At 65.3% G+C, this 22,334-nt stretch carries 26 protein-coding genes; 6 read left to right on the forward strand and 20 right to left on the reverse strand.

Going from position 1 to position 22,334, the window contains the following annotated elements; all coding sequences use genetic code 11:
* Window positions 1-58 precede the first annotated feature (58 nt).
* On the forward strand, window positions 59-1,309 hold the full coding sequence (locus AWB66_RS16950) for an aminotransferase class V-fold PLP-dependent enzyme (RefSeq protein WP_087631344.1): 1,251 nt from the start codon (window positions 59-61) through the stop codon (window positions 1,307-1,309).
* Here AWB66_RS16950 and AWB66_RS16955 read toward each other — a convergent pair.
* A complete protein-coding gene (locus tag AWB66_RS16955) occupies window positions 1,306-2,172 on the reverse strand; it encodes an NAD-dependent protein deacetylase (protein ID WP_200819002.1) in 867 nt (288 codons plus the stop codon). The two genes, AWB66_RS16950 and AWB66_RS16955, sit on opposite strands and share 4 nt — an antisense overlap.
* 130 nt (window positions 2,173-2,302) lie before the next feature.
* Between AWB66_RS16955 and AWB66_RS16960 the strand changes: the two genes are divergently transcribed.
* Window positions 2,303-3,313: a zinc-binding alcohol dehydrogenase family protein gene (locus tag AWB66_RS16960; protein WP_087631346.1), complete on the forward strand. Its 1,011-nt coding sequence runs from the start codon at window positions 2,303-2,305 to the stop codon at window positions 3,311-3,313.
* A gap of 25 nt (window positions 3,314-3,338) precedes the next feature.
* Here AWB66_RS16960 and AWB66_RS16965 read toward each other — a convergent pair whose 3' ends face one another.
* Both AWB66_RS16965 and AWB66_RS16970 read right to left on the reverse strand, forming a co-directional pair.
* Entirely contained in the window at window positions 3,339-3,749 is a 411-nt protein-coding gene (locus AWB66_RS16965) for a GFA family protein (protein ID WP_087631347.1), read from the reverse strand.
* A gap of 316 nt (window positions 3,750-4,065) precedes the next feature.
* Window positions 4,066-4,821, reverse strand: coding sequence for a DeoR/GlpR family DNA-binding transcription regulator (locus AWB66_RS16970; protein ID WP_087631453.1), 756 nt, complete (start codon window positions 4,819-4,821; stop codon window positions 4,066-4,068).
* 100 nt (window positions 4,822-4,921) lie between these two features.
* Between AWB66_RS16970 and AWB66_RS16975 the strand changes: the two genes are divergently transcribed.
* Window positions 4,922-5,512, forward strand: a complete 591-nt coding sequence (locus AWB66_RS16975; RefSeq protein WP_087631348.1) for an NUDIX domain-containing protein — start codon at window positions 4,922-4,924, stop codon at window positions 5,510-5,512.
* A 52-nt stretch (window positions 5,513-5,564) separates the two neighbouring features.
* On the opposite strand, the gene AWB66_RS16980 is transcribed toward AWB66_RS16975, so the two are convergent.
* The 5 genes from AWB66_RS16980 to AWB66_RS17000 form a co-directional block, all read right to left on the reverse strand.
* Entirely contained in the window at window positions 5,565-6,101 is a 537-nt protein-coding gene (locus tag AWB66_RS16980; RefSeq protein ID WP_087631349.1) for a hypothetical protein, read from the reverse strand.
* A gap of 258 nt (window positions 6,102-6,359) precedes the next feature.
* Window positions 6,360-6,584 (reverse strand): hypothetical protein, encoded by a 225-nt coding sequence (locus AWB66_RS16985; RefSeq protein WP_087631350.1) that lies wholly within the window; start codon window positions 6,582-6,584, stop codon window positions 6,360-6,362.
* A gap of 251 nt (window positions 6,585-6,835) precedes the next feature.
* Window positions 6,836-7,039 carry a cold-shock protein gene (locus AWB66_RS16990; protein ID WP_062633897.1) on the reverse strand — a complete coding sequence of 68 codons (204 nt, stop codon included), beginning with the start codon at window positions 7,037-7,039 and terminating at the stop codon, window positions 6,836-6,838.
* Window positions 7,040-7,217: 178 nt separating this feature from the next.
* On the reverse strand, window positions 7,218-8,132 hold the full coding sequence (locus tag AWB66_RS16995) for a pyridoxal-phosphate dependent enzyme (RefSeq protein ID WP_087631351.1): 915 nt from the start codon (window positions 8,130-8,132) through the stop codon (window positions 7,218-7,220).
* A gap of 68 nt (window positions 8,133-8,200) precedes the next feature.
* Complete coding sequence (locus tag AWB66_RS17000; protein WP_087631352.1) at window positions 8,201-8,848, reverse strand: OmpW/AlkL family protein; 648 nt, start codon at window positions 8,846-8,848, stop codon at window positions 8,201-8,203.
* A 187-nt stretch (window positions 8,849-9,035) separates the two neighbouring features.
* On the opposite strand from AWB66_RS17000, the gene AWB66_RS17005 reads away from it, so the two are divergent.
* The gene (locus tag AWB66_RS17005) at window positions 9,036-9,320 is read left to right on the forward strand and encodes a hypothetical protein (RefSeq protein ID WP_125469741.1); all 285 of its coding nucleotides are present in this window, start codon (window positions 9,036-9,038) and stop codon (window positions 9,318-9,320) included.
* 34 nt (window positions 9,321-9,354) lie between these two features.
* Here AWB66_RS17005 and AWB66_RS17010 read toward each other — a convergent pair whose 3' ends face one another.
* The 12 genes from AWB66_RS17010 to norR all read right to left on the reverse strand — a co-directional run bounded on the left by AWB66_RS17010 (window position 9,355) and on the right by norR (window position 19,795).
* Window positions 9,355-9,843 (reverse strand): hypothetical protein, encoded by a 489-nt coding sequence (locus AWB66_RS17010; RefSeq protein WP_235021141.1) that lies wholly within the window; start codon window positions 9,841-9,843, stop codon window positions 9,355-9,357.
* Window positions 9,844-9,943: 100 nt separating this feature from the next.
* Window positions 9,944-10,648 (reverse strand): extensin-like domain-containing protein, encoded by a 705-nt coding sequence (locus tag AWB66_RS17015; RefSeq protein WP_235021142.1) that lies wholly within the window; start codon window positions 10,646-10,648, stop codon window positions 9,944-9,946.
* A gap of 53 nt (window positions 10,649-10,701) precedes the next feature.
* The gene (locus AWB66_RS17020) at window positions 10,702-11,115 is read right to left on the reverse strand and encodes a DUF3331 domain-containing protein (RefSeq protein ID WP_087631355.1); all 414 of its coding nucleotides are present in this window, start codon (window positions 11,113-11,115) and stop codon (window positions 10,702-10,704) included.
* Window positions 11,116-11,131: 16 nt separating this feature from the next.
* Window positions 11,132-11,326, reverse strand: a complete 195-nt coding sequence (locus tag AWB66_RS17025; RefSeq protein WP_087631356.1) for a hypothetical protein — start codon at window positions 11,324-11,326, stop codon at window positions 11,132-11,134.
* 113 nt (window positions 11,327-11,439) lie between these two features.
* Window positions 11,440-12,507, reverse strand: a complete 1,068-nt coding sequence (locus tag AWB66_RS17030) for an NAD(P)/FAD-dependent oxidoreductase (protein WP_087631357.1) — start codon at window positions 12,505-12,507, stop codon at window positions 11,440-11,442.
* Window positions 12,508-12,621: 114 nt separating this feature from the next.
* The gene (locus AWB66_RS17035; RefSeq protein ID WP_087631358.1) at window positions 12,622-13,422 is read right to left on the reverse strand and encodes a c-type cytochrome; all 801 of its coding nucleotides are present in this window, start codon (window positions 13,420-13,422) and stop codon (window positions 12,622-12,624) included.
* Window positions 13,419-15,044, reverse strand: coding sequence for a b(o/a)3-type cytochrome-c oxidase subunit 1 (locus tag AWB66_RS17040; RefSeq protein ID WP_087631359.1), 1,626 nt, complete (start codon window positions 15,042-15,044; stop codon window positions 13,419-13,421). Before AWB66_RS17040 ends, AWB66_RS17035 begins: the two co-directional genes overlap by 4 nt.
* Window positions 15,034-15,609, reverse strand: a complete 576-nt coding sequence (locus AWB66_RS17045; RefSeq protein ID WP_087631360.1) for a cupredoxin domain-containing protein — start codon at window positions 15,607-15,609, stop codon at window positions 15,034-15,036. The genes AWB66_RS17040 and AWB66_RS17045 overlap by 11 nt, the downstream gene beginning before the upstream one ends.
* An 11-nt stretch (window positions 15,610-15,620) precedes the next feature.
* Window positions 15,621-15,794: a hypothetical protein gene (locus tag AWB66_RS34055; protein WP_087631361.1), complete on the reverse strand. Its 174-nt coding sequence runs from the start codon at window positions 15,792-15,794 to the stop codon at window positions 15,621-15,623.
* Between the two features lie 7 nt (window positions 15,795-15,801).
* Window positions 15,802-17,046: a c-type cytochrome gene (locus AWB66_RS17055; RefSeq protein WP_087631455.1), complete on the reverse strand. Its 1,245-nt coding sequence runs from the start codon at window positions 17,044-17,046 to the stop codon at window positions 15,802-15,804.
* A 91-nt stretch (window positions 17,047-17,137) separates the two neighbouring features.
* Window positions 17,138-17,797, reverse strand: coding sequence for a c-type cytochrome (locus AWB66_RS17060; RefSeq protein ID WP_087631456.1), 660 nt, complete (start codon window positions 17,795-17,797; stop codon window positions 17,138-17,140).
* A 393-nt stretch (window positions 17,798-18,190) separates the two neighbouring features.
* The gene (gene norR, locus AWB66_RS17065; protein WP_087631362.1) at window positions 18,191-19,795 is read right to left on the reverse strand and encodes a nitric oxide reductase transcriptional regulator NorR; all 1,605 of its coding nucleotides are present in this window, start codon (window positions 19,793-19,795) and stop codon (window positions 18,191-18,193) included.
* Between the two features lie 96 nt (window positions 19,796-19,891).
* On the opposite strand from norR, the gene hmpA reads away from it, so the two are divergent.
* Window positions 19,892-21,073 (forward strand): NO-inducible flavohemoprotein, encoded by a 1,182-nt coding sequence (gene hmpA, locus AWB66_RS17070; RefSeq protein WP_087631363.1) that lies wholly within the window; start codon window positions 19,892-19,894, stop codon window positions 21,071-21,073.
* Window positions 21,074-21,095: 22 nt separating this feature from the next.
* The gene (locus AWB66_RS17075; RefSeq protein ID WP_087631364.1) at window positions 21,096-22,313 is read left to right on the forward strand and encodes an NnrS family protein; all 1,218 of its coding nucleotides are present in this window, start codon (window positions 21,096-21,098) and stop codon (window positions 22,311-22,313) included.
* Window positions 22,314-22,334 lie beyond the last annotated feature (21 nt).

Raw genomic sequence — 22,334 nt, forward strand, 5'->3', positions numbered from 1 at the left:
TCTGGGATGCTATCTTTCCTGGCGTTCCTTTTGTCCACCCTAAACGACACGCTCCAGCATGCCGCAACTCGACTACCGCCTGCCCGAATTCGATGCCGCACTTGGCACGCTGCCCGTCACGCCGACGGCGAACATCGCCGGCGACGAGCCCTACTGGAGCGCCGTGCGCGCGCTCTACCGCCAGTCGGACGCGCTCGTCAACCTGGAGAACGGCTTCTGGGGCGCGATGGCAGAACCGGTGAAGGCGATGTTTCTGCACTGGACAGAACGAGTCAACTTCGAAACCACGCTGCTCGTGCGGCAGCACTGGCCGCAAATCATGGACGGCGTGCGCGGGAAGGTGGCGCAAGCGATGGGCTGCGGGATCGACGAAATCGAGCTCACGCGCAACGCGACCGAAGCGCTGCTCGCGCTCGTCAGCGGCTATAACCGGCTCGAACCCGGCGATACCGTGCTCTACAGCGACCTCGACTACCCGTGCGGCCGCGACGCGATGGAGTGGCTGCGCGAGCGCCGGGGCGTCACGCCCGTGCGCCTGACGATTCCCGAGCCCGCCACGCGAGAAAATGTCCTCGACACTTACGCCGCCGCGCTGCGCGCGCATCCGCGCACGCGGCTCGTGTTGCTCTCGCATGTGTGCTTCGCGACGGGTCTGGTGATGCCGGTGCGCGACATCGCCGCGATGGCCGAGGCGGCGGGCGCCGGCGTGATCGTCGACGCGGCGCATTCGTGGGGCATGCTCGACTTCGATGTGCCGGATCTCGGCGCGCCGTTTGCGGCGCTGAACCTGCACAAGTGGATCGGCGCGCCGCTCGGTTGCGGCGCGGTGTATATCCGGCGCGGCAGTCTCGATGCGATCGACCCCTATCTCGGCGACCGCACCTGGCCCGCCAGCGACATCCGCTCGCGCGTGCACACCGGATCGCCGAATTTCGCCGCGTGGCTGACCGTGCCCGCCGCGCTGGAATTGCACGGGAAAATCGGCGCGCATGCGAAGGAGGCGCGCCTGCGCGCGCTGAGGAACGCGTGGGCCGAGCCCGCGCGCGCCTTGCCCGGCGTGCAGATCATGACGCCCGCCGATCCGTCGATGACGGCGGGCATTACGTCGTTCCGGCTGCACGGGCGCACGTCGAAGGCAGACAACGACGCGATCGTCGCGGCGCTGCGCGAGCGTTTCGGCGTGTTCACGGTGGCGCGTCCCGGGCCTGACGCCGGCGAAGTCGTGCGGGTCACGCCAGGCGTTTTCACGCGCATGCAGGACGTCGAGCGCCTGCTCGAAGGTCTTTCAGTGCTGGCGCGCGAGGGCTAGCGCGCCAGTTCGCGCGCGTCCAGCCGCTCGATCAGCGCACCGAGCGCCGCCGCGCAGGGCTGTTCCGCTTTCACCGCGAAGAGCGCATCGGCGCGGGTGCGGCCGATGTTGATCGCCGCGATCGGCTTGCCCGCGCGATGCGCCCACTCGGCGAAGCGATACCCCGAATACACCATCAGCGACGACCCGAGCACGAGCATCGCGTCGGCGGCTTCGAGCGCGCGGGCGGCATCGTCGACGAGGGCGCGCGGCACGCTCTCGCCGAAAAACACGACGTCGGGCTTCAGCACGCCGCCGCAAAGCTGGCAGGCGGGCACGTCGAACGCGGCGAAATCGAGGTCTTCGATTTGCGCATCGCCGTCCGGCACCGCGGGCGCGGTGAGGCCCGCGAACGCCGGATTGGCCGCCTCCAGCATGCGCTGCACCGCCGCCCGCGGATGCTGCGCGCCGCAGTCGAGGCAACGCACGCGCCCGATATTGCCGTGCAGTTCGATGACGTCGGCATTGCCCGCGCGCGTGTGCAATCCGTCGACGTTCTGCGTCACGAGCCGCGCAATCCGTCCGCGCGACGCCAGCGCGCGCACCGCGTGATGCGCCGCGTTCGGCTCGGCGCCCGCGACCACCGGCCAGCCGATCAGGCTGCGCGCCCAGTAACGGCGGCGGGCGTGATCGGAATTGAGGAACTCCTGCAGCAGAATCGGCGAGCGGCCGGTACGCTGGCCCTCGCGGTCGCGGTAACACGGGATGCCGGAATCCGTGCTGATGCCCGCGCCGGACAGCACGAAAAGACGCGGATGCCGCTCGACGAAATCGAAAAGATCGTTCACTGCCGGTGTCCTCTGCGTTGCGACTCGTTGCAATATATGACGAAGCCACGCGCCGCGCTCGGCCGCCCTACCGGCCTTACCAATTCCATCCGAAGAACAACTGGCTTGACCAAATCGCGCGAGATCGCTAGATTAGGCCTCGCCCCACATTATTCTGAGACAAAACATGCTGACTGTGATTTGCGAAACGCCCGGCCTGCTGCGCGCCGAACAACGCGACAAGCCGCAACGCGGCGAGGATGAAGTGCTGCTGCGCGTGAAGCGCGTCGGCGTCTGCGGCACCGACCTGCACATTTTCACCGGCAACCAGCCGTATCTCGCCTATCCGCGCGTGATGGGGCACGAACTATCCGGCGTGATCGAGGAAGCCGATCCGGCAAGCGGACTCCAGGCCGGCGACCCGGTCTACGTGATGCCGTACCTGTCGTGCGGCAAATGCATCGCGTGCCGCCAAGGCAAGACGAACTGCTGCGTGAACATCCAGGTGCTCGGCGTGCATCGCGACGGCGCGTTCACCGAATATCTCACGCTGCCCGCGCAGTTCGTCCACAAGGCCGACGGCGTCTCGCTCGACGAAGCCGCGATGATCGAATTCCTCGCGATCGGCGCGCACGCCGTACGCCGCGCCGACGTGCAGGCGGGCCAGCGCGTGCTCGTCGTGGGGACGGGGCCGATCGGCATGGCGGCGCTCACGTTCGCGCGCCTGCGCGGCGCGACGGTCACCGCGCTCGACACGCGCGAGGACCGGCTGGCGTTCTGCCGCCGCGAACTGAAGGCGCACTCGACCGTGCAGATTGGCGAAGGCGACAAGGACGAACTCTCGCGCCTCACCGACGGCGAATTCTTCGACGTCGTCTTCGACGCCACCGGGAACGCGCGCGCGATGGAGCGCGGCTTCGAATTCATCGCGCACGGCGGCAAATACGTGCTGGTGTCGATCGTGCCGGAGCGCATTTCGTTCGCCGATCCGGAGTTCCACAAGCGCGAAGCGACGCTCATCGCGAGCCGCAACGCGACGCCGGAAGACTTCGAAACCGTGCTCGCCGCGATGCGCGCGGGCGAAGTGCCGAGTGCGGCGCTCAACACGCACCGCCTGCAACTCGCCGACGTCCCCGCCGAATTCTCCGGCCTGCTCGATCCGAAGGCGGGCGTCGTGAAGGCGATCGTCGAGTGCTGAGGCGCGGCCGCGCGTCGCGCTCAGGCTAAGGCGCCGCTTCCGGGTACTGCGGGCGCCCTTGCGCGTCGTGCCACGGTTCGCGGTGCTTGGTCCAGATCTCGTAGGTCGGCGGATAGAGGCCGACTTCGTCGAATAGGCCGGTCGGGATTTCGACTTCGGGCACGCCGTCGAACGCGAGATACACCGGCGATCCGCAGATCGCGCAGTGGTGCCGCCGGCCCGTCGCCGAACTCGACCACGCGCGGGTCTCGCCGGCGAACTGCGCGGCGTCGCGCGCGAAGATTGCATAGACGCCGAACGGCGCGCCGTGAATCTTCCTGCACGTCATGCAGTGGCACAGGTTCACTTCGAGCGGTGCAGCGCTCACCCGGATGCGCACAGCGCCGCATGCACAGCCGCCTTTGTGAATCGTTTGCTGGCGGGTCGGTTCGTCCATTCTTGCTCCTTTGCCTGTTCATTGCGCTGACGGATGCTCGCGTTCAGGGGCGCGCGAGCATCGTTTCCGATGATTGCACGCGTGCGGATGCAACGGCATCTTCTACATTCATCGCCGACAAACTTTTCGTTCGGAATCCGTGACATATCTGGCCGGCGCGGCGATCGGCGCGGGCGCCAAACTTGCTAGCAGCAGACATTGCAGCGGCGCAAACTGCGCATCCTGCCTTCGGACGCCAAGGTCGACGCCCAGCCGCTTTACGTCACGAATCTGACGATTGGCACGGCGGCGTACAACGTCGTCTACGTCGCGACGCTCACGCCCGCACGACGGAGACGCCCGCCGCCGCGAGCGGGTCGGTGAGCGCGGCGGGCGTGTTGCGCTCGACCACGAGGGTGCTCGCCATCGCGATCTCGCCGATCTTGTACTGCGACGCCGCGTTGATCTTGTCCGACGAGGCCAGCACGACCGTCTCGGCGGCATGGGCAGCGAGTGCGCGCTTCATGTAGGCCTCTTCGAGATCGCCGGTGGAAAAGCCGGCGCTGGCGTGCACGCCCGTCACGCCCATGAAGAAGAGATCGGCGCGAATGTGCGAGAGCGCTTCGAGCGCGGCCGCGCCGACCGTCACGATCGAATGCTTGAAGAGCCGTCCGCCGATCACGACGACCTCGATCGACGGATGGTCGACCAGTTCTATCGCGATGCTCGGGCTATGGGTAACGACGGTCGCGCGCAAGCCGCGCGGCAAGTAGCGCGCGAGCTGCACGCACGTCGTCCCGCCGTCGACAATCACGACCTGCCCTTCTCCGACCATTTCCGCCGCCGCTTTCGCGACAGCGCGCTTCGCCTCCGATTCGATGGATTGGCGCTGCGCGAAATCGGCCGTCGCGGGCGATGCCGGCAGCGCGCCGCCGTGTACGCGCTGCAATAGCCCCTCGCCTGCCATCTCGCGCAGATCGCGCCGCACGGTGTCTTCCGACACGCCGAATGCGTCGGCGAGCGCTTTCGCCACCACCTGGCCGTCGCGCGCGAGCGCTTCGAGGATCGCTTTCTTTCTCTGTGAGGTCAGCATCGGCATCCGTCGGGTGCATGTGTATGCACGAAATTTCTTGTTTTTACACGAACCTGCACGATACCATGCGAACGTGTTTTTCTCACAGCGGAGCACGCGCATGTCGACACCGACCGCAGAGCGAGTACGCATTATCGAGACCGAGGTTCTTTCCGAAGACTGGTATGTGCTCAAGAAAACGACGTTCGACTTCCTGCGCCGCGACAACGTCTGGCAACGGCAGAGCCGTGAAACCTACGATCGCGGCAACGGCGCGACCATCCTGCTCTTCGATCCGCTTCGCGAGACGGTCGTCCTGACGCGGCAGTTCCGGCTGCCGGCGTTCGTCAACGGACACGACGGCATGCTGATCGAAACGCCTGCGGGCTTGCTCGACGCGGCATCGCCCGAAGAGCGCATCCGCGCGGAACTGGAGGAAGAGACGGGTTATCGCGTGCGCGACGTGGAGAAGGTCTTCGAGGCGTTCATGAGCCCCGGTTCGGTGACCGAGAAGCTGTATTTCTTCGTCGCCTATTACGATTCGGCGTCGCGGATCGCGCAGGGCGGCGGCGTGGCATCCGAGGGAGAGGACATCGAAGTGATCGAACCGACGCTCGATCAGGCGCTCGGCATGATTGGGCGCGGCGAGATCGTCGACGGCAAGACCATCATGCTGCTGCACCACCTCGCGTTGCAGCGCGCGAGAAAATGAAACGCGCGGACGGGGCTCGCCCGGTCCGCGCGCATCGGGCGAGACGCGGCGCTCAGCGCACGAAGTAGCCCTTGCCCTGCATGCAGTCGCCGTAAGCGCGCCAGTAGCGCGCCATCGGCGGCTCGGGCGGCGGCAGCGGCGGCATCTTCATCTCCGCGTAGGCGGCATCCGATGCGCCGCTCGCGCCGGCCGTCGACGCTGCGCCAGGACCGGACGCGGCGCCAGGCATCGACGCACCCGCGACCATTGCCGCTGATGCGCCGCTCGCCGGCATCGCCGCGCTGGCGGACATCGGCGCCGATGCAGCCGAAGCGGCAACCGCACCGGACGCGCTCGGCGGCAGCGGCGGCTCGACGGGCCGCGGCGCCACGAGCGGGCGTGCTTCGCGCGGCTGATCGCGCGGCGCGGTCTGCGGCTCGCGCGCCATGACGACGCGTGTGTTCTGGTTGGCGTAGGCGTAACAGGCGGCGTTATCGACGGCCTGCTGGCCTGCGCTCTGGCTGCGGCCGGGCAAAGTCAGCGGCTGCTGCGCGAGCGCGACGCCGCTGGCGGCGAGCAGTGCGATTCCGGCAAAGGTGGACAGTCTCATTGGCGTGCGAACCCCGAAGCGGTGTTTTGTAATCGTAGCGGCGGTGGTCGGCACATGGCGGCTCGGCTTGTCGTTCGAGCCCCCTTTGGTTGCCGCCCGGCCTGCAGTCAAGGATACCGTTCCTGCGTGGCATGCCACGCCAGAAGCACCGGCTTCTTCCGCCATTTTCGTGCATTCCGGCTGCATGAGACGCCCGCCCGCATGAATCGCCGCAAGCCGACTGTTCGCTGCGGCACGTACGACAACCGCCGTCAGCGATCAGCCGCGGCAGTCCACCCACGCGTGTGCCCAGCGGCACGAATGGACGAGCGCGTCCTGTTCGTCGTCGAAATAATCGAGGACGTGGAACTGGTAGCGCGCTGCCTCGCCCGTGCCGTCGCGGCGTTCGAGCAGGAGGTCGGATGAGAACGATCCGTCAGGCAAACGATGTGCCGACGGCAATACTTTGTAGCCGTTGTAGTTATGAATATTTGAGTTTTGCATGATGGTGCGAGCGCACGCGGGGGTCGCGGCAAAGCATGCCGGCCACAGGCGCAACGCTGGATTTAAAGCCTGAATGAACCGCTAGAAGATGCGAGAAAAAACGCTGGGATATGCTGAAGGGGCGCTGCGATGGTGTACCGCCTGGGCGGCAACCTTGCTGGGAGCTAAGAGGCTCCGCGAGGTTCAGCTACAGTCGCGGACCGATGGTTCGATCCGCGACGAGCGTTGTATCTACTACTTACAGCGCGTGATTACAGCGGCGTGATGTTCGACGCTTGCAGACCCTTCGGGCCTTGCTTGGTTTCGAAGCTGACCTTCTGGTTTTCCGCGAGGGTCTTGAAGCCTTCGCTTCGGATCTCGGAGAAATGCGCGAAGAGGTCGTCACCGCCCTTATCCGGGGTGATGAAGCCGAAGCCCTTGCTGTCGTTGAACCACTTGACGGTACCGGTATCCATGAGAATTCCTTGAGTAAAAAAATTAAAACCATCCCGAACGGGACGAGAGAAGCATCAAGGAAGGGAGAGAGGACAACAAATACCGCAGGCGGAGGATGATGAACGACAATCGGGCTTCTTGAACACTTCGACCCGAACGTTACGTGTTCTCTGATTGACTGTCAAGCGAATTCGGTGCCTAGAGCAATTCTGCGCTCCAGCGCTTCAATTGTTCGACATTCGTACCGACTCCGCCGCACACGATCAGCAAGATATTCCGGGCATCGCGCAAAAGTTGCACGTCCGAATCGAGCGCGGCGACCGAAGCGCCGCACGCCGGCTCGACAACGACGCGATGCTCGTCCAGCATTTCCAGACATCCGCCGACCGCCTGCCGGTCCGACACGACCACGCTCGTGACCGCACGCCGTTTCGCGATCGCAAGCGCTTCCGCGCAGACGCTGCGCGCGCCGAGCGACGTCGCGATGCTTGTGATCGCAGGCAACTCGACGCGTTCGCCCGCTTCGAGCGATGCGGCATACGAGGCCGCGCCAGTCGTTTCCACCGCGACGAGCGGCACGTCGTCCCAGCGGTTGCGCCGCAGGCCTTCCGCCACGCCGCATAAAAGCCCGCCGCCGCCCACCGAGAGCACGACCGCATCCGGCTTCGATGCGGCGCGCGCGACCTCGTCGATCATGCTCGCATGGCCTTCCCAGATGAGAGGATCGTCGAAGGGATGAAGGAAGGCGTCGGCGGAGGTGCACGACGCGAGCGCGAAGCGGTTCGCCTCGTCCCACGACTTGCCATGCACGATGACTTCGGCGTTTTCCATGCCGATCAGATGCTTCGCGCGCTCCGATGTGGTCTCGGGCACCACGACCCGCACCGGCACGCCGAGCTTGCGGCCGGCATAGGCCACGGCGAGCCCCGCATTGCCACCCGATGACGATACGAACCGCCGCGCGCCACGTTCCATGTAGACAGAACAGGCATGGCCGATGCCGCGCGCTTTGAACGAGCCCGTGGGCTGCATCGCTTCCATCTTGAGCCAGATGGATTTGCCAAGCCGTTGCGACAGGGCACGCGATTCCAGCAGCGGTGTTTCGATGTACATGGCGACGAGGTCGGATCGATGTGAAAGCGTTCGATTTTACCCTCGCCGCCGAAACGGCATTGCCGCTATCAGAACTTCATGCCGACGCCAACGCCCAGCACGAGCGGATCGATATGCAGCGTGCCGAGCGGCGTACCGCCGAGCGATGCGTCGGTCTTCATCCAGATCTTCTTGATGTCGGCGTTGAGGAACACGTTCTTCGTCACGTCGACGTCGATGCCCGCCTGCAGCGCCGGGCCGAAGCTGTGGTTATTGACCGAGACGGACTGTCCGCCCGCGTGCAGGCCGTTGTTGTAGAAGAGCGTGTAGTTGAGCCCCGCGCCGACATAAGGCCGCACCGTTCCCGCATGATTGAAGTGATATTGGAGCAGCAGCGTGGGCGGCAGCACGCCGACGCCGCCTAGCCCGCCAAGATTCGACGTGACCTGATGGCGCGACGTGCCGAGAATCAGTTCGACACCGATACCGTCGGTAACCATATACGTGAAGTCCAGTTCGGGCACGGTTGCGTTGTTCACGCCGACGTTGAGCGCCGAGAGCGTGTCGCTCGTGCGTACTGAAGGCAGGATGCTGATCGACCTGAGTCTGACGAGCACGTCGCCCGCGTGGATGCCTGTCATCGACGTGCTTGCCTGCGTCGTGTCGCTCGCCATGGCGGGCATGGCAAAAAGGCTTGCCGCGCAAGCCAGACCGAGTACCGCGATACTTCTTTTCATGCTGTTTCGAGCCGTTGAGTGAAGACCTCCTATTGTTGGAGATGCGTGGCTTCTTCGCGTTGATGGCGCGCAACGTACTTGCTATGAACGTAGGGGCTTGACGGACTCTCACAGGTCGCATGCAGCATTTTCCGGGACCGATCCTTGCTGGATTTGCAGCAGGCGCAACACATCAGCGAGGATCATCGTGAGACACATCTCCACAGCGCTCGGCCGCACCGCGGCCATCATGCTCGGCAGTACGCTCGCCATCGTCGCCAGCGCGCAACAACAGCCGAACAAGCTACAGCCGGACAGCACGCCGGCCTATCAGGAGCACAACACGACATCGCCTGCGAGCGCGACGGCAGCCTGGGATCACGCGCTGAAAAAGGATCCGGGCAAGACGTCGTCGGGGAAAGGACCGGCGCCCGATCGCCCGAACGGACTGGGCATGGACGCGGGAGCGGGCAGCATGGGGAAAAAGCAGTAACGGCAAAGTGCCGGCTGTGCCGGCGCGGGAAACTTCATTCGTTCGCGGGCCAGGGCCACGTCGAATAGCGCGAAGACCTGGCGCCTTCCGATGCGGATTCGGAGTCCGCCGCCACGTCCGTTTCGCCGGCATCGGCGCTGTTGGAATCCGGCACATCGGGCAAATCTTCGCCGAACCACGGCACTTCCTTGCGCCGCTCGCTCAGATAAGCGGTCCATCCCGCTTCGTTGCCCGCGAAGAGATCATGCTGCACCGTCTGCGCCAGCAGGCGCCGGTTGAGGGTTTCGTCGAGCAGCGCTTTCGGCCAGACGAAGAACGCGCCCGTCGCGCGCCGCACGAATTCCTGCGGATGCATCCCGGCATCGACCTGGCTCAGGATGGCGAAGCTCACCAGAGCATCGTCCTTTTGCAGCGCGTCGCCGATGCTCGCCCGGCTATCCGCGCATTTCGACAGGCAGAAGATCGCTTCCAGCACATCGCCGAGATGGAGCAGTAGAGCGCGTCGTTCGTAGGGATCGTCCATTGCGGCCTCTGATTGATTCATGTTGCTGATTTACGTCGAGTGACAGCGTGATTTTAACGAACCCGCCCGCCCTCGGCCGCCGAGTATGTGCGCGACCGCGCTATCGGCAGATGCGATACGGTCCCATGTCGATGTGAAAGTGCATCCGGTGCAGCGCGTTGTAGTCCGGACCGAGCGTGGTGTCGAACGCATGGCACGCGCCGTCGTGGACGCGCTCGAGAAACGCGGCATCGGCGGAACCGTCGTTCCAGCGCGCGAGCGTGATGCGCCGTCCGCTTTCGAGCACGAAGCCGGTCAGATCGATCGCGTTGGCGCTCGCATGCTGGCTGCGCGAGCCGTCTTCCTGGTTGTTCACCTTGCGGCATGCGAAGCTGCCGACGTGCTCGATGCGCCGCACGCGCTGCCCGAACATCTCGACCGCCGCCGGCTGCAAATACTGATGCTCGAAGAACGCCAAGCCGATCGCGAGCGGACACGTCGCGAGAAACGGGCCGCTGTAGTCGACATCCGAATGTGTCACGCGAAGTACATCTTTGAGTTCGCAACCGGCGGGCGTCGTCGAATCGGCGACTGGACGAAACGCGACGCCGGAGCGTTCGAGCGTCGCCACGCACAGCTCGCGATCGTGGACGGTGCGCCACAGCTTGAGCGCGGTGAGCGGCCCGCGCGGCTCGCGCACGTCGAGCGGCGCGAATGGATTCCATCGATCCGGCACCGCCACCCGTCCCTGGTACACCGCGTAGCCGAAAGCAGCCGCTCCCGCCATCAGCACAAGCAGCAGCCACCCGACGATGCGTGCGCCCACCGAAGCCTCCGCAGTCGATGAAAACCGGACCACGGAGCACGCCGCGTGCCCGTCTAGCCGCGCGGCATGTCCTCGACGACCGTCGCGAGGATCATCGCGCCCGCGTTGAGCGGCGAAGGCCGGCACGCGCGCGGCCGATAGATTGCGTCGCCCCGGCCGATGCTCCTGCCGCTCAATGCGCAGACGCCCGGCTGGCGGGCGACGCTCGCGCGCCAGACCTGATCGCCGTAGCGGCAGGAACGCGGGTCGCACCAGGCGACCGTCGCGGTGCTCGACGTCGGCCGGTCGATCACGCTCACCACGACGTTCGCGTGCGTGGGCGCATCGCCTGCGCAGCGTCCGCGCGTCGCGATCGCTTCGTTTTCCCGCTGCGGGTCGCGTGCACGTACGTTCGTCGCGGCCGACTGCAGCGTCAGCCAGCCGACCGTCTGCGACCACGGGTCGATACCGATGGTTCGTCCATCCATGTGGCACCTCTTCTCGTCAGATCAGGAAGACCCGGCGCATGCACGCACCGGGCATTGACTGCAAGCCGAAATGAAGCGGCAGCGCCGGCGGCGCGAAGGCGTCGCGCGAGACCGGCGGGCAAAGGAAGTTCGTTATGTAGTAGACGATGTGATGCGCTGCGAGGCCATACCTTACCGCGTAAGAAATATCGGCGCCATGCTCGCGGAGCATAAATCTCGCGGCGCCAGTCCTGCTCTCGGGTCGACTCGAACGCGCGCGCCGGCCGTCTCGGATAGTGGAACAACGAACGGCACGACGCGGCGAATCGATCGCGCTAAACGCGGTTACGTAGCGGTCGCCTGCACGCGCTCGGCGAGCTTTGCGTCGTAACTCGAATGCACGTGCACGCGCTTTTTCTCGGGATACGCATACGCGTAAGCCTTTCGCAATGCGAGCGACGCTTCGTGAAAGCCCGAGAGGATCAGTTTCTGCTTGTTGGGATAATTGGCGATGTCGCCAACGGCGAAGATGCCCTGCCGCGACGACTCGTAGTTCGACGTATCGACTTCGATACGGCCGCCGCGAATCTCCAGTCCCCAGTTCGCGATCGGGCCGAGGTCCGCGACGAGGCCGTACAGCACGGCGAGCATGTCGGCGGGAATCTCGACGCTGCCCTCGACCTGCTTGACCGCGACCGAGTGCAACGCGCCGCCTGGCGCGTCCAGCCCGCCGATCATCCCGACGACGAAATCCATCTCGCCCGCCGCGACCGCGCGCTTCATGCTGTCGACCGATGAGGCCGTCGCGCTGAAGCCGTTTCGGCGATGCACGAGCGTCAGGCGTTGCGCGACGTGGCGCAGCGCGAGCGCCCAGTCGAGCGCGGAGTCCCCGCCGCCCGCGACGACCACGTGCTTGCCCGCGAAATCCGCGAGCCGCGCGACGCTGTAGAACACATGCCGTTCTTCGAGCGCGGTCGCGTCGGGCAACAGCAGGCGTTGCGGCTGGAAGGCGCCGTTGCCCGCCGCGATCAGGATCGCCGCCGCGTCGAACGTCATGCCCTGCTCCGTGCGCACGGTGAAGCGGCCGTCGTCGCGCTGCGTGAGGTCCATCACGCGCTGATCGAGGTGGATCGGGACATCGAACGGACGGCACTGCTGCATTAGCCGCTCGACGAGTTCGCGCGCGGTGCACGAGGGAATCGCGGGAATGTCGTAGATGGGTTTGTCGGGATACAGTTCGATGCACTGCCCGCCGACGCGCCCGAGCGCATCGACGATCTGGCACGAGAGCCCGATCACGCCCGCTTCGAACGCGGCGAAGAGGCCGACCGGCCCCGCGCCGACGATCAGGACGTCGGTTCGTATCGGCGCGCGCGGGTCTTCATGCGCGCCGGAGTTTGCGTCGGCTTCCATGTGCTGGTCCTGGCCTTGTCTGCGATGACGGTTTCGACAAGCCCAAGATACAGAACGCACCCCGCGCGAGCAACGATAACACCGCAAGCGGTGTGGACGAACGACCGTGCGCGCTCAGCGTGCGTTGACGCCTGCGTAATACTCGGCGGCGGCGTGGATCTCGTCCGGCGTCATGTTGCGCGCAACGTTGCGCATCTGTTCGTTGATGTCGTTATTGCGCGTGCCGTTCGCGAACGCCTGCAATTGCGCCTTCGTGTAGGCGGCCGGAAGACCGTCGAGCCACGGGCTGCCCGCCTTGCTGTCGATGCCGCCGTGGCACGCCGCGCACGGCGCGATATTGCGCATCGGCGAACCGTGCGCGACGATCGCCGGCGCGTTCGCCTCGCTCACGCGGCGTTGCGCGGGCGGCCTCGGCAGGCTCGCGTAATACGCCGCGAGATCGCGCATGTCCTGGTCGCTGAGATTCATCGCCATCGGCGACATCACCGCGTTGGTGCGCACGCCGTGCTGGAAATCGAGCAACTGCTTGTAGATCACGACCGCGTATTGCCCCGCGAGATTCGGCGAATTGGCGTCGCTCATGCCGCGTTCGCCGTGGCACATCGTGCAGCGAAGCGCGAGCGTCGCGCCGCGTCCGATGGAATTGCTGCTCGGATGCGCGAGCAGTTGCGGCGTCACTTCGACCGACGTCAGTTTGACCTTCGACGCCACCGGTTCGCCGCCGCCGAACCATTTCTGCGGCACGCCCGCCGCGCTGCAGATCGCGTTCCAGATGCCCTTGAACTGCGCATCGCTTTGCACAGACGGCAGCCAGACGAAGCCGACGATCGCGGATACCAGCGCGAGCCCGACCGTCGCGGCGACGCTCGCCTTGAACCACGGATTGCCGACCGAGAAAAGACGTTCGTCGCTCATCGCTGCGCTCCGATGGGAACGGCGGGCACCGACGTCTCCGAGCGCGTCATCAGTTGCGCGATCGGGTAGCCGTAATTGACGAGCGTGAGGCCGATCATCAGCGCGAGCCAGAGTGCGAAGCCGTTCAGCGCGACCGGAATCGTGCGCGGCTCGTGCACGGCGACGCTGAAGCGGAACTCTTCCGGCACGATGCGCTCGCCGCGATGCGCCTGGATCAGCACGACGAAGAACAGCACCGCCGACACGACGAGGATGAAGCCGCCGATCACCGAGAGAATCACGGAAAACGCCTGCGCCGCGATCTCGGGGTTCGAATAGTCGTAGAAGGCCATGCGGCGAGGCATGCCGAGGATGCCCGCGTAGTGCCACGGAAACGTCAGCACGATCATGCCGATGAACCACAGCCACAACTGCGCGCGAATGAGCTTCACGTTCGCGAGCGCGCGGCCGGTGAGATGCGGCCACAGGTCGTATGCGATCGCGAAGTACATGATGACGATCGCGCCCGCGAAGATCAGATGGAAGTGGCCCGTGATCCACTGCGTGTTGTGCACGGTGGAATCGAGCTGATAGCTCATGTTGATGATGCCGCCCGCGCCGCCGAAGCCGAGCATGACGAACGAGAACGCGACCGCGAGCATCATCGGGTTGTGCCACGGCAGCGCGCGAATCCAGCCCAGCGCGCCACGGCCGCCGCGCAGCCGCGCCGCGATCTCCACCGAGGCGCAGATCGTGAACACGGTCAAAAGCGTCGGCACCGCGACGAGCGCGGTGAACACCGAGTGCATGAACTTGAAGCCGGAGCCGACTTGCGGATCGGCGAACAGATGGTGAATGCCGATCGGCATCGACACCACGAGGAACAGGATAAACGAGATGCGCGCCATCGAATCGCTGTAGAGCCGCCCGCCGATCGCGCGCGGAATGATCGTGTAGTACGCGATGTACGCCGGCATCAGCCAGAAATAGACGATCGCGTGCAGCGTCCAGGAGAAGAAGACGCGCGCGAGTCCCGCGTCGATCGTGCTCTTCAGACCGAGCGCGACCGGAAGTATCTGGAACAGGATTTCGATCGCCGCGCCCACCGCCGTCCAGCCCCAGAGATAGGCGCCTGCCACCGTCGCGAACATCGCGAGCGGCACCGGGCGCCCCGGGTTCTCGCGCTTCCACGCATTGAGGTTCACCGACATCAGCGCGACCCAGATCCACGATCCGACCACCACGAGCACCACGCCGATGTAGTAGAACACGCTGCCGATCATCGGCGGATAGAAGGTGTAGAGCACGGACGCGAGGCCCATCGCGACCGGCACCATCGCGACGACCGATCCCACCGCGACCAGCAGAAAGCCCGCCCACGCCCAGCGCACGCCGATCAGCGGTTTCTTGAGCGCGAGTTCGCTGACCGCGTAGCCGAAGCCCATCGCGATGAGCGTCGGGAACACATAGCCCATCGCCGAGCCGTGCGCCGTGACGGAGCGATAGTAGATTTCGGCGTCCTGCAGCCACGGAGCGAGCGGGCTGCGCACATACATCTGCCATGCACCGAGCAAGAGCGCGATCCCGAACGCCGCGAACGCGAGCCAGAAGTGCGCGAGAACGAGTCGCTTGCTATTTAACACAGCTCAACCTCCGCGAATTCGCCGGCAGGCCGGCTGCCATCTGCATGAAGGCCGACTTGTCGATCACCCTGACATGCGCCCACATGCCCTGATGCCCGACACCGCAATATTCGTGGCACGGCATCAGATGGTCGCCCGGTTTGTTGAACGTGGTCTTGAACGTCGAGATGTAGCCCGGTTCGAGCATCGAATTGATGTTCGTGTTCGTGATGAGAAAGCCGTGCACGACATCCGAACTCGTCGCGCGGAAGGTGATCGGCGTGTCGGCGGGAACGAGGAGACACTGCGGCGTGAACGAGTACTGCTGCGCGACGATGCGTACCGTCACCGATCCATCCGCTTCCACCGCGCTCCCCAGATTGCTTTCGATGAATTCGCCCGAGACGTGCAGCGTCTCCGGCCGCACGGTCTCGACGCGCGACGGCGGCATCATCGCCCAGTTCAGGCCGGTGAAGATCACCATCGCGACGAGCACGGTGACGATCGCGATCACGACCATCGCCCAGCGCTTCTCGATGCGCTCGGCGACTTCGTGCGAATGTGACGGCGGAGGGTTCGTCGCCATGTGCGTGGCCTTTATTGAATCACGCCGCGAGGCAGGAAGACGAGGAAGTAGAACGCGAACCACAGGCCGACGACGATCGCCGTCGCGATGCTCGCGAGCGCGATCGCGCCCGTCGGCCCGCTTGCGACGATCTCGTCGACGGCGGCTTCGTCGCTCGCGTCCCTCTCGGAGAATGGCTTGCTCATTACGTCCTCAGTAAAGTGGCGCCGAGCGCAGTTCGTTCACTTCCTTCACGCTCACGGGCGCGCCGCGATTGCCCCACGTCGTGCGGATATACGTGACGACCGCCGCCACCTCCACATCCGACAGCGACTGCGCGAACGGCGGCATGCCATAAGGCTTCGGATTCTTGAAGGTGCCGGGCGGATAGCCGCCGTTCAGCACCATGCGGATCGGATTGACCGCCGAGTTCATCACGATCGACTGGTTGTTCGCGAGCGGCGGAAAGTGCGGCAGCTTGCCCTGTCCTGCTGCCGCATGGCACAGCGCGCATTGCGCGTCGTAGACCTTCTTGCCGAGCGGCGCGAGATCGTTGCGCGCCTCGGTGACGGCCGGTGTCGGCGGCTCGGACTTGTCGCCGGAGCGCTGCGGCAGCGCCTTCAGATAGACCGCCATCGCGCGCACGTCGTCTTCGGTCAGGTACATCAGGCTGTTGTAGACGACTTCCGCCATCGGCCCGTAGACCGCGCCGCGGTTCGAGATGCCCGCGTGCAGGAGACCGACAATGTCGTCGATGCTCCAGTCGCCGAGACCGGCTTCCTTGTTAGACGTGAGCGAAGGCGCGTACCAGTTCTGCAGCGGAATCAGCCCGCCCTCGAACGCCTTCGACGCGACGTTGCCGCCGAGCGCGTTGATCGCGGTGTGGCACATCGAGCAATGCCCGAGACCTTCGACGAGATACGCGCCGCGATTCCATTCCGCCGACTGTTTCGGATCGGGCTCGTATTCGCCCTGACGGAAAAAGAGCGAACGCCAGCCGATCAGCAACTGGCGCTTGTTGAACGGAAAGCGCAGTTCATGCGGACGATTCGGCTGGCTCACCGGCGTCGTGGACATCAGGTAGACGTAGATCGCGTCGGAATCGGCGCGCGTCACCTTCGTGTACGAGCCGAACGGCATCGCGGGATAAAGCAGTTCGCCGTCGCGCGACTTGCCCGTGTGCATCATCGTGTAGAACTCGGCGGCGGTCCAGTTGCCGATGCCCGTCGCCTTGTCGGACGAGATGTTCGGCGTGAAGAGCGTGCCAAAAGGCGTGTCCATCGGACGGCCACCGCCGAACACCTTGCCCGCCGGCAGCGTGTGGCACGCGACGCAATCGCCCGCGCGCGCGAGGTACTCGCCGCGCGCGATCTGCGCCGCATCGCCTTTCGCGCCCGCCGCCGTCGCCTTGGGCGCGCTCGACTGCGCGCCGGCATCGGCGATGAGCGCGCCGGACATCGCCAGCGCGCCGATCGTCCGGATCAGCGCACGGGCCGAAGGCAGTTGCAGGCGTCGGAGACCGGGCACGTCGATGAGCACTCTTCCTCCGCTAGTTGGGAACGCTGCCGCACGCGAGCGGCATCTTGAGCGAACCGGCGGCAACCGGCACCGGATTCGCCGGCGCGGGCAGCGACGCAAGGAAGGCCGCTACCGCCGTGATGTCGCGGTCGCTCAACTGCGACGCGACCTTCTTCATGCAATCGGGCGCGAGCGCGCTGCGGGTGCCGTAACGCCATGCGCCGAGCTGCGCACTGAGGTAGTCGGCATGCAGGCCGAGCAGGCCCGGAATGGCGGGCTCCATGCCGGTCATCGCGGCCGCGTGGCACGAGACGCACGCGGGAATCTTGCGCGACGGATCGCCCTGCGTGACGATGGCCTTGCCGAGCGCGAGCGTCTTAGCATCGACGGTCACGGTGCTCGGCGGCGGAAACGGCGGACGTTCGGCCGCGAAGTAACTGGCGATGTCGCGCAGATACGCATCGGGAAGATACGCGAGCAGATAGTTCATCGGCGGATACTTGCGGCGTCCGTCGCGAAACGCTTGCAGCTGGTTGTAGAGATAGCCGGCGGGCTTGCCGGAGAGACGGGGGAAATAGTCGTTGTCGGTGCCTTCGCCGCGCGGGCCATGGCAGGCGGCGCAGGCGAGCACGCGGGCAGCCATCGTGTCGGGCGCGCGCTCGTTCGTCGCGTCGGCGCTAAAGGCGTTCATGCTGAAGAACGCGAGAAGCGCATGGATCACGAATACGAAAAGGGCGCTGCGTCGTCCCACGTGTCCCCCGTTTCGATTCGCCATGTTCGACCCGTTGCATCGGGAGCGCCGGAGAATGCGGCGATCCGGCAACAGGCTTGTGTTAAGGCACTGCCAAAGCGATTGCTGGTGTCGCTTGCTTAACTGATCTTAGAAGACTCGTCGAAAATTGCCAGCATGATTCCTGCATCCGGGAATGCGAAAACGCTGAAATCACACGCGGCCAAAGCGCGCACCGCTTGGCACTTGAATAATCAATACCACTTTTTTAATGCGGGCAACAATAAGCGACGAGAAATCGCCCGCCTTTAATGCGCTTTCTTGACATAGATCAATTTCTATCCGGCTCGACGCTTATTTGAGGCCGAGTCGTCTCGCCAGTCGATTCAAATTGGCGCGGTCCATGCCCAGGTCACGCGCAGCCGCGGCCCAGTTCTGATCATGGCGCGCGAGTGCGTCGAGGAGCAGCGTGCGTTCGAACGACGTCACCGCGCCGCGAAAGTCCTGCTGCGCCGGCGATGGCGCCTGCGGTGCGGGCTCGGTCTGCGGCGGCGAAATCAACTGACCGGCTGCATCGGACAAGCCGAAGTCGGCCGCCTGAAGCGTGAGGATGCGCGGACGCTCCCGATGCGCCGCGAGCGCCTTCAACGCCGTGCGGCCGATCAGATGCTCCAGTTCCCGCACGTTGCCGGGCCACGCATAACCGAGTAGCGCCGTCTGCGCATCGGCAGCGAGACGCAGGCTTTGCAGGCCGAGCCGCCGACGGTTCTCTTCGAGGAAATATCCTGCGAGCAGCAGAACGTCGCGTCCACGCTCGCGCAGCGGCGGCACGACGAGCGGATACACGCTCAGCCGATGATAGAAGTCCGCGCGAAAACGCCCTTCGCGCACTTCATGCGCGAGATCGCGGTTGGTCGCGGCGATCAGCCGCACATCGACGGTATGTTCGCCATCGGAGCCGATGCGCTGCAATTGTCCGTTTTGCAGCACGCGCAGCAGCTTCGCCTGCACGGCGAGCGGCAGTTCGCCGACTTCGTCGAGAAAGAGCGTGCCGCCGTCGGCGAGTTCGAATTTGCCGCGCCGGTCCGACGAAGCGCCCGAGAACGCGCCGCGCACGTGGCCGAACAGCTCGCTTTCGACGAGCGTGTCGGGAAGCGCCGCGCAATTCACGCTGATGAGCGGCTTGCCCGCGCGCGGCGAGAGCGCGTGGATCGCGCTCGCGACCAGTTCCTTGCCGACGCCCGTCTCGCCCGTGACGAGCACGGTCAGGTCGCTCTTCGCGACGATCGCGATCTCGTCCTGCAAACGCTTGTGCTGTTTGCTCGCGCCGATCATCTCGCGACGGCTTGGCGCGCTCGCCTGCCGGTACGCTTCGGCGCGCTCGTGCTCTTGTTCGCTCGTGCGCGCGAGCGAATCAATGCGCTCGACCACGCTCACCGTCGCTGCCGCGAGACTCAGGAAGGCTTCGAGCGCACCCATGTCGACGCTGTCGAAGCGCGCCGGGTCCAGCGCGTCGAGCGTCAGGAGGCCCCACGGCCGGCCGCCGATGAAAAGCGGACAGCCGAGGCAATCGTGCACTTCGAGATCGCCGCTGACGCCCTTCACGAGCCCGTCGTAGGGATCGGGCAGGTTCGAGTCGGCGGCGAATCGTGTCGGTCCGGATTGCGCGAGCAGTTGCGCAAAGCGCGGATGCTCGGCAACGCGAAAGCGCCGGCCGAGCGTGTCGCTCGTGAGACCGTCGATGGCGAGCGGCACGAGCGTGTCGCCGTCCAGACGCAGCAATGCCGTCGCATCGCTCGGAAAGAGGGCGCGCAGGCTTTGCAGGAGCCGCCGGTAGCGCTCGGTGTCGGAGAGATCGCGCGACAAGTCTTGCATGAGCGGCACGAGCGCGTCGAGGAGCTCTTTTGCAGTCGAATTGACTACTAAAGGAGTCTTATTGACCAGAGTCTTATTGACCATGCCGAATTATAAACCATTGATTTTCTTGATATTCGAATCTGGCACGGATCGTGGATAGAAACGCTGGATAATTCAACCCGACGCGAGGACTCAAAGATGCTGTCATCCGAACACCGTGCAATCATCAAGGCCACTGTTCCGCTGCTCGAAAGCGGCGGCGAAGCGCTCACGCGGCATTTCTACAAGATGCTTCTCGACGAGAATCCCGAAGTGCGCCCGCTCTTCAATCAGGCGCACCAGGCAAGCGGCGCGCAACAGCGCGCGCTCGCCAACGGAGTGCTGATGTACGCGCGTCACATCGATCATCTCGACAAGCTCGGCGGCCTCGTCTCGCAGATCATCAACAAGCACGTCGCGCTCAACATCCTGCCGGAGCATTATCCGATTGTCGGACGTTCGCTGCTCAAGGCGATCCGCGAAGTGCTCGGCGAGGAGATCGCCACCGATGCCGTCATCGAGGCGTGGGGCGCGGCCTACAACCAGCTCGCTGACATCCTGATCGGGCTCGAGGAAAACATCTACAGCGAGAAGGAACAGGCGCCGGGCGGATGGCGCGGCACGCGCGTGTTCCGCGTCGCGCGCAAGGTCGAGGAAAGCGACGAGATCACGTCGTTCTATTTCCGCCCCGACGACGGCCGCCAATTGCTCGACTTCCATCCGGGCCAGTACATCGGCTTGCGGCTCGTCATCGACGGCGAGGAAGTGCGCCGCAACTATTCGCTCTCGGCGGCGCCGAACGGACGCGAGTATCGCATCAGCGTGAAGCGCGAGCCGAACGGCAAGGTGTCGAATCATCTGCATGCGAACGTGCATGAGAACGACGCGCTGGAACTCTTCGCGCCGTCGGGCGACTTCAGGCTCGAACACAACGAGAAGCCGCTCGTCCTGATCAGCGGCGGAGTCGGCATCACGCCGACGCTCGCGATGCTGCAGGCCGCGCTCGCGACCCAACGCGTCGTGCATTTCATCCATGCCGCGCGCCACGGCGGCGTGCACGCGTTCCGCGATCACATCGAAGCGCTGGCGCAACGTCATCCGCAACTGAAGCGCTTCTACTGCTACGAACATCGCCGCGACGAAGACGATCACGCGCACGGTTTCGGTCATATCGACGAAGCGCGGCTGCATCAATGGCTGCCCGAAACGCGCGACGTCGATGCATATTTCCTCGGACCGGCCGCTTTCATGAAGGCCGTGAAGAAGCACCTGAAGGCGCTCGGCGTACCGGAATCGCAGACCCGCTATGAGTTCTTCGGTCCGGCGGCGGCGCTGGAATGACGAGCAGCCAGGGAACATCGCAATGACAATTCATGAGCCCGCGACCGCGTATGTCGCGCCGCCCGGCAAGCACCAGCCTCACAAGCGCTTCGCCCTGTTCAATCTCGGCTTTCGGCCGTTCTATCTGTGCGGCGCGGCTTGCGCGGCAATCGCACTCGCCGTATGGCTGCTCGTGCTCGGCGGCGTGCCGATAAGCGGCGGCTATCTGCTGAAGACGAACCCGGTCGGTTGGCACGCGCACGAGATGCTGTTCGGATTCGCGGGGGCGGTTATCGTCGGCTTCCTCTTGACCGCCGTGCGCGCGTGGACCGGGCGCAACACCGCGCAAGGCGCTGCGCTCGCTGGACTCGTCGCGTTGTGGCTCGCGGCGCGCGTGCTCGTGTGGAGCGGTCCGGCGCTGCCCGCCGCGATCGTCGACAGCGCGTTCATGCCGGTCGCGGCGCTCGTGCTCTTGCGGGCTCTGATGCAGGCCGGCAACCGGCGCAACTACTTCATCGTGCCGGTGCTCTTCGTCTTCGGCGCGCTCGATGCCGCGTTCCACGTCTTCACGACAAGCGGACGCGCCGATCTCGCGATGCGTTGCATCTATGCCGCCGCGGGCATCGTCGTGCTGCTCGTCAGCGTGATCGGCGGGCGCGTCATTCCGATGTTCACCGCCAACGCGATTCCCGGTTTCGTCGCGAGAAAGTGGCGGCCGGTCGAACTCGCGGCGGGGCCCGTCACCGTGCTCGCGCTCTTCGCCGATGCCGCCGCGATCGACTCGCGCGTCGTCTTCGTGCTCGCGGCTGTCGCGTGCGCGACGCATGTGGCAAGGCTGGTCGGATGGCGATCGTATCGCGTGCGCGGTCCGGCGATCCTCGCGGTGCTGCATCTCGCCTATGCGTGGATTCCGCTCGGCTTCGCGCTGCTCGCGTTGAGCGCGGCCGGCCGCGTGCCGCACACGATCGCGATGCACGCGTTCACGGCGGGCGTGATCGGCGGCGCGATCATCGCGATGGTCACGCGCACCGCGCGCGGACACACGGGGCGTCCGCTCGTCGCGGATACGCGCGACATCGCGAGCTACGCGCTCGTCATGGCCGGATCGGCATTGCGCGTATTCGGCCCGCTGCTCGCGCCGCACTTCGCCATGCTCTGGATAGCGATCGCGGGCACCTGCTGGGTACTTGGCTTCGCGCTCTACCTGGGGGGCTATGCGCGACCGCTCTGGCGTCCGCGCGCGGACGGCAAGCCGGGTTGACGCGCCCTCCCTGCTTTCGCC

The organism is Caballeronia telluris, assembly GCF_001544495.1.
In the GTDB taxonomy this organism is placed as follows: domain Bacteria; phylum Pseudomonadota; class Gammaproteobacteria; order Burkholderiales; family Burkholderiaceae; genus Caballeronia; species Caballeronia telluris.

Bases quoted from the DNA above. Each gene is read 5' to 3' on its own strand.
- AWB66_RS16950 (WP_087631344.1), top strand. From the start codon at position 59: ATGCCGCAACTCGACTACCGCCTGCCCGAATTCGATGCCGCACTTGGC.
- AWB66_RS16960 (WP_087631346.1), top strand. From the start codon at position 2,303: ATGCTGACTGTGATTTGCGAAACGCCCGGCCTGCTGCGCGCCGAACAA.
- AWB66_RS16965 (WP_087631347.1), bottom strand. From the start codon at position 3,749: ATGGACGAACCGACCCGCCAGCAAACGATTCACAAAGGCGGCTGTGCA.
- AWB66_RS16970 (WP_087631453.1), bottom strand. From the start codon at position 4,821: ATGCTGACCTCACAGAGAAAGAAAGCGATCCTCGAAGCGCTCGCGCGC.
- AWB66_RS16975 (WP_087631348.1), top strand. From the start codon at position 4,922: ATGTCGACACCGACCGCAGAGCGAGTACGCATTATCGAGACCGAGGTT.
- AWB66_RS16980 (WP_087631349.1), bottom strand. From the start codon at position 6,101: ATGAGACTGTCCACCTTTGCCGGAATCGCACTGCTCGCCGCCAGCGGC.
- AWB66_RS16985 (WP_087631350.1), bottom strand. From the start codon at position 6,584: ATGCAAAACTCAAATATTCATAACTACAACGGCTACAAAGTATTGCCG.
- AWB66_RS16990 (WP_062633897.1), bottom strand. From the start codon at position 7,039: ATGGATACCGGTACCGTCAAGTGGTTCAACGACAGCAAGGGCTTCGGC.
- AWB66_RS16995 (WP_087631351.1), bottom strand. From the start codon at position 8,132: ATGTACATCGAAACACCGCTGCTGGAATCGCGTGCCCTGTCGCAACGG.
- AWB66_RS17000 (WP_087631352.1), bottom strand. From the start codon at position 8,848: ATGAAAAGAAGTATCGCGGTACTCGGTCTGGCTTGCGCGGCAAGCCTT.
- AWB66_RS17010 (WP_235021141.1), bottom strand. From the start codon at position 9,843: ATGGACGATCCCTACGAACGACGCGCTCTACTGCTCCATCTCGGCGAT.
- AWB66_RS17020 (WP_087631355.1), bottom strand. From the start codon at position 11,115: ATGGATGGACGAACCATCGGTATCGACCCGTGGTCGCAGACGGTCGGC.
- AWB66_RS17025 (WP_087631356.1), bottom strand. From the start codon at position 11,326: ATGCTCCGCGAGCATGGCGCCGATATTTCTTACGCGGTAAGGTATGGC.
- AWB66_RS17030 (WP_087631357.1), bottom strand. From the start codon at position 12,507: ATGGAAGCCGACGCAAACTCCGGCGCGCATGAAGACCCGCGCGCGCCG.
- AWB66_RS17035 (WP_087631358.1), bottom strand. From the start codon at position 13,422: ATGAGCGACGAACGTCTTTTCTCGGTCGGCAATCCGTGGTTCAAGGCG.
- AWB66_RS17045 (WP_087631360.1), bottom strand. From the start codon at position 15,609: ATGGCGACGAACCCTCCGCCGTCACATTCGCACGAAGTCGCCGAGCGC.
- AWB66_RS34055 (WP_087631361.1), bottom strand. From the start codon at position 15,794: ATGAGCAAGCCATTCTCCGAGAGGGACGCGAGCGACGAAGCCGCCGTC.
- AWB66_RS17055 (WP_087631455.1), bottom strand. From the start codon at position 17,046: ATGTCCGGCGCGCTCATCGCCGATGCCGGCGCGCAGTCGAGCGCGCCC.
- AWB66_RS17060 (WP_087631456.1), bottom strand. From the start codon at position 17,797: ATGAACGCCTTTAGCGCCGACGCGACGAACGAGCGCGCGCCCGACACG.
- norR (WP_087631362.1), bottom strand. From the start codon at position 19,795: ATGGTCAATAAGACTCTGGTCAATAAGACTCCTTTAGTAGTCAATTCG.
- hmpA (WP_087631363.1), top strand. From the start codon at position 19,892: ATGCTGTCATCCGAACACCGTGCAATCATCAAGGCCACTGTTCCGCTG.
- AWB66_RS17075 (WP_087631364.1), top strand. From the start codon at position 21,096: ATGACAATTCATGAGCCCGCGACCGCGTATGTCGCGCCGCCCGGCAAG.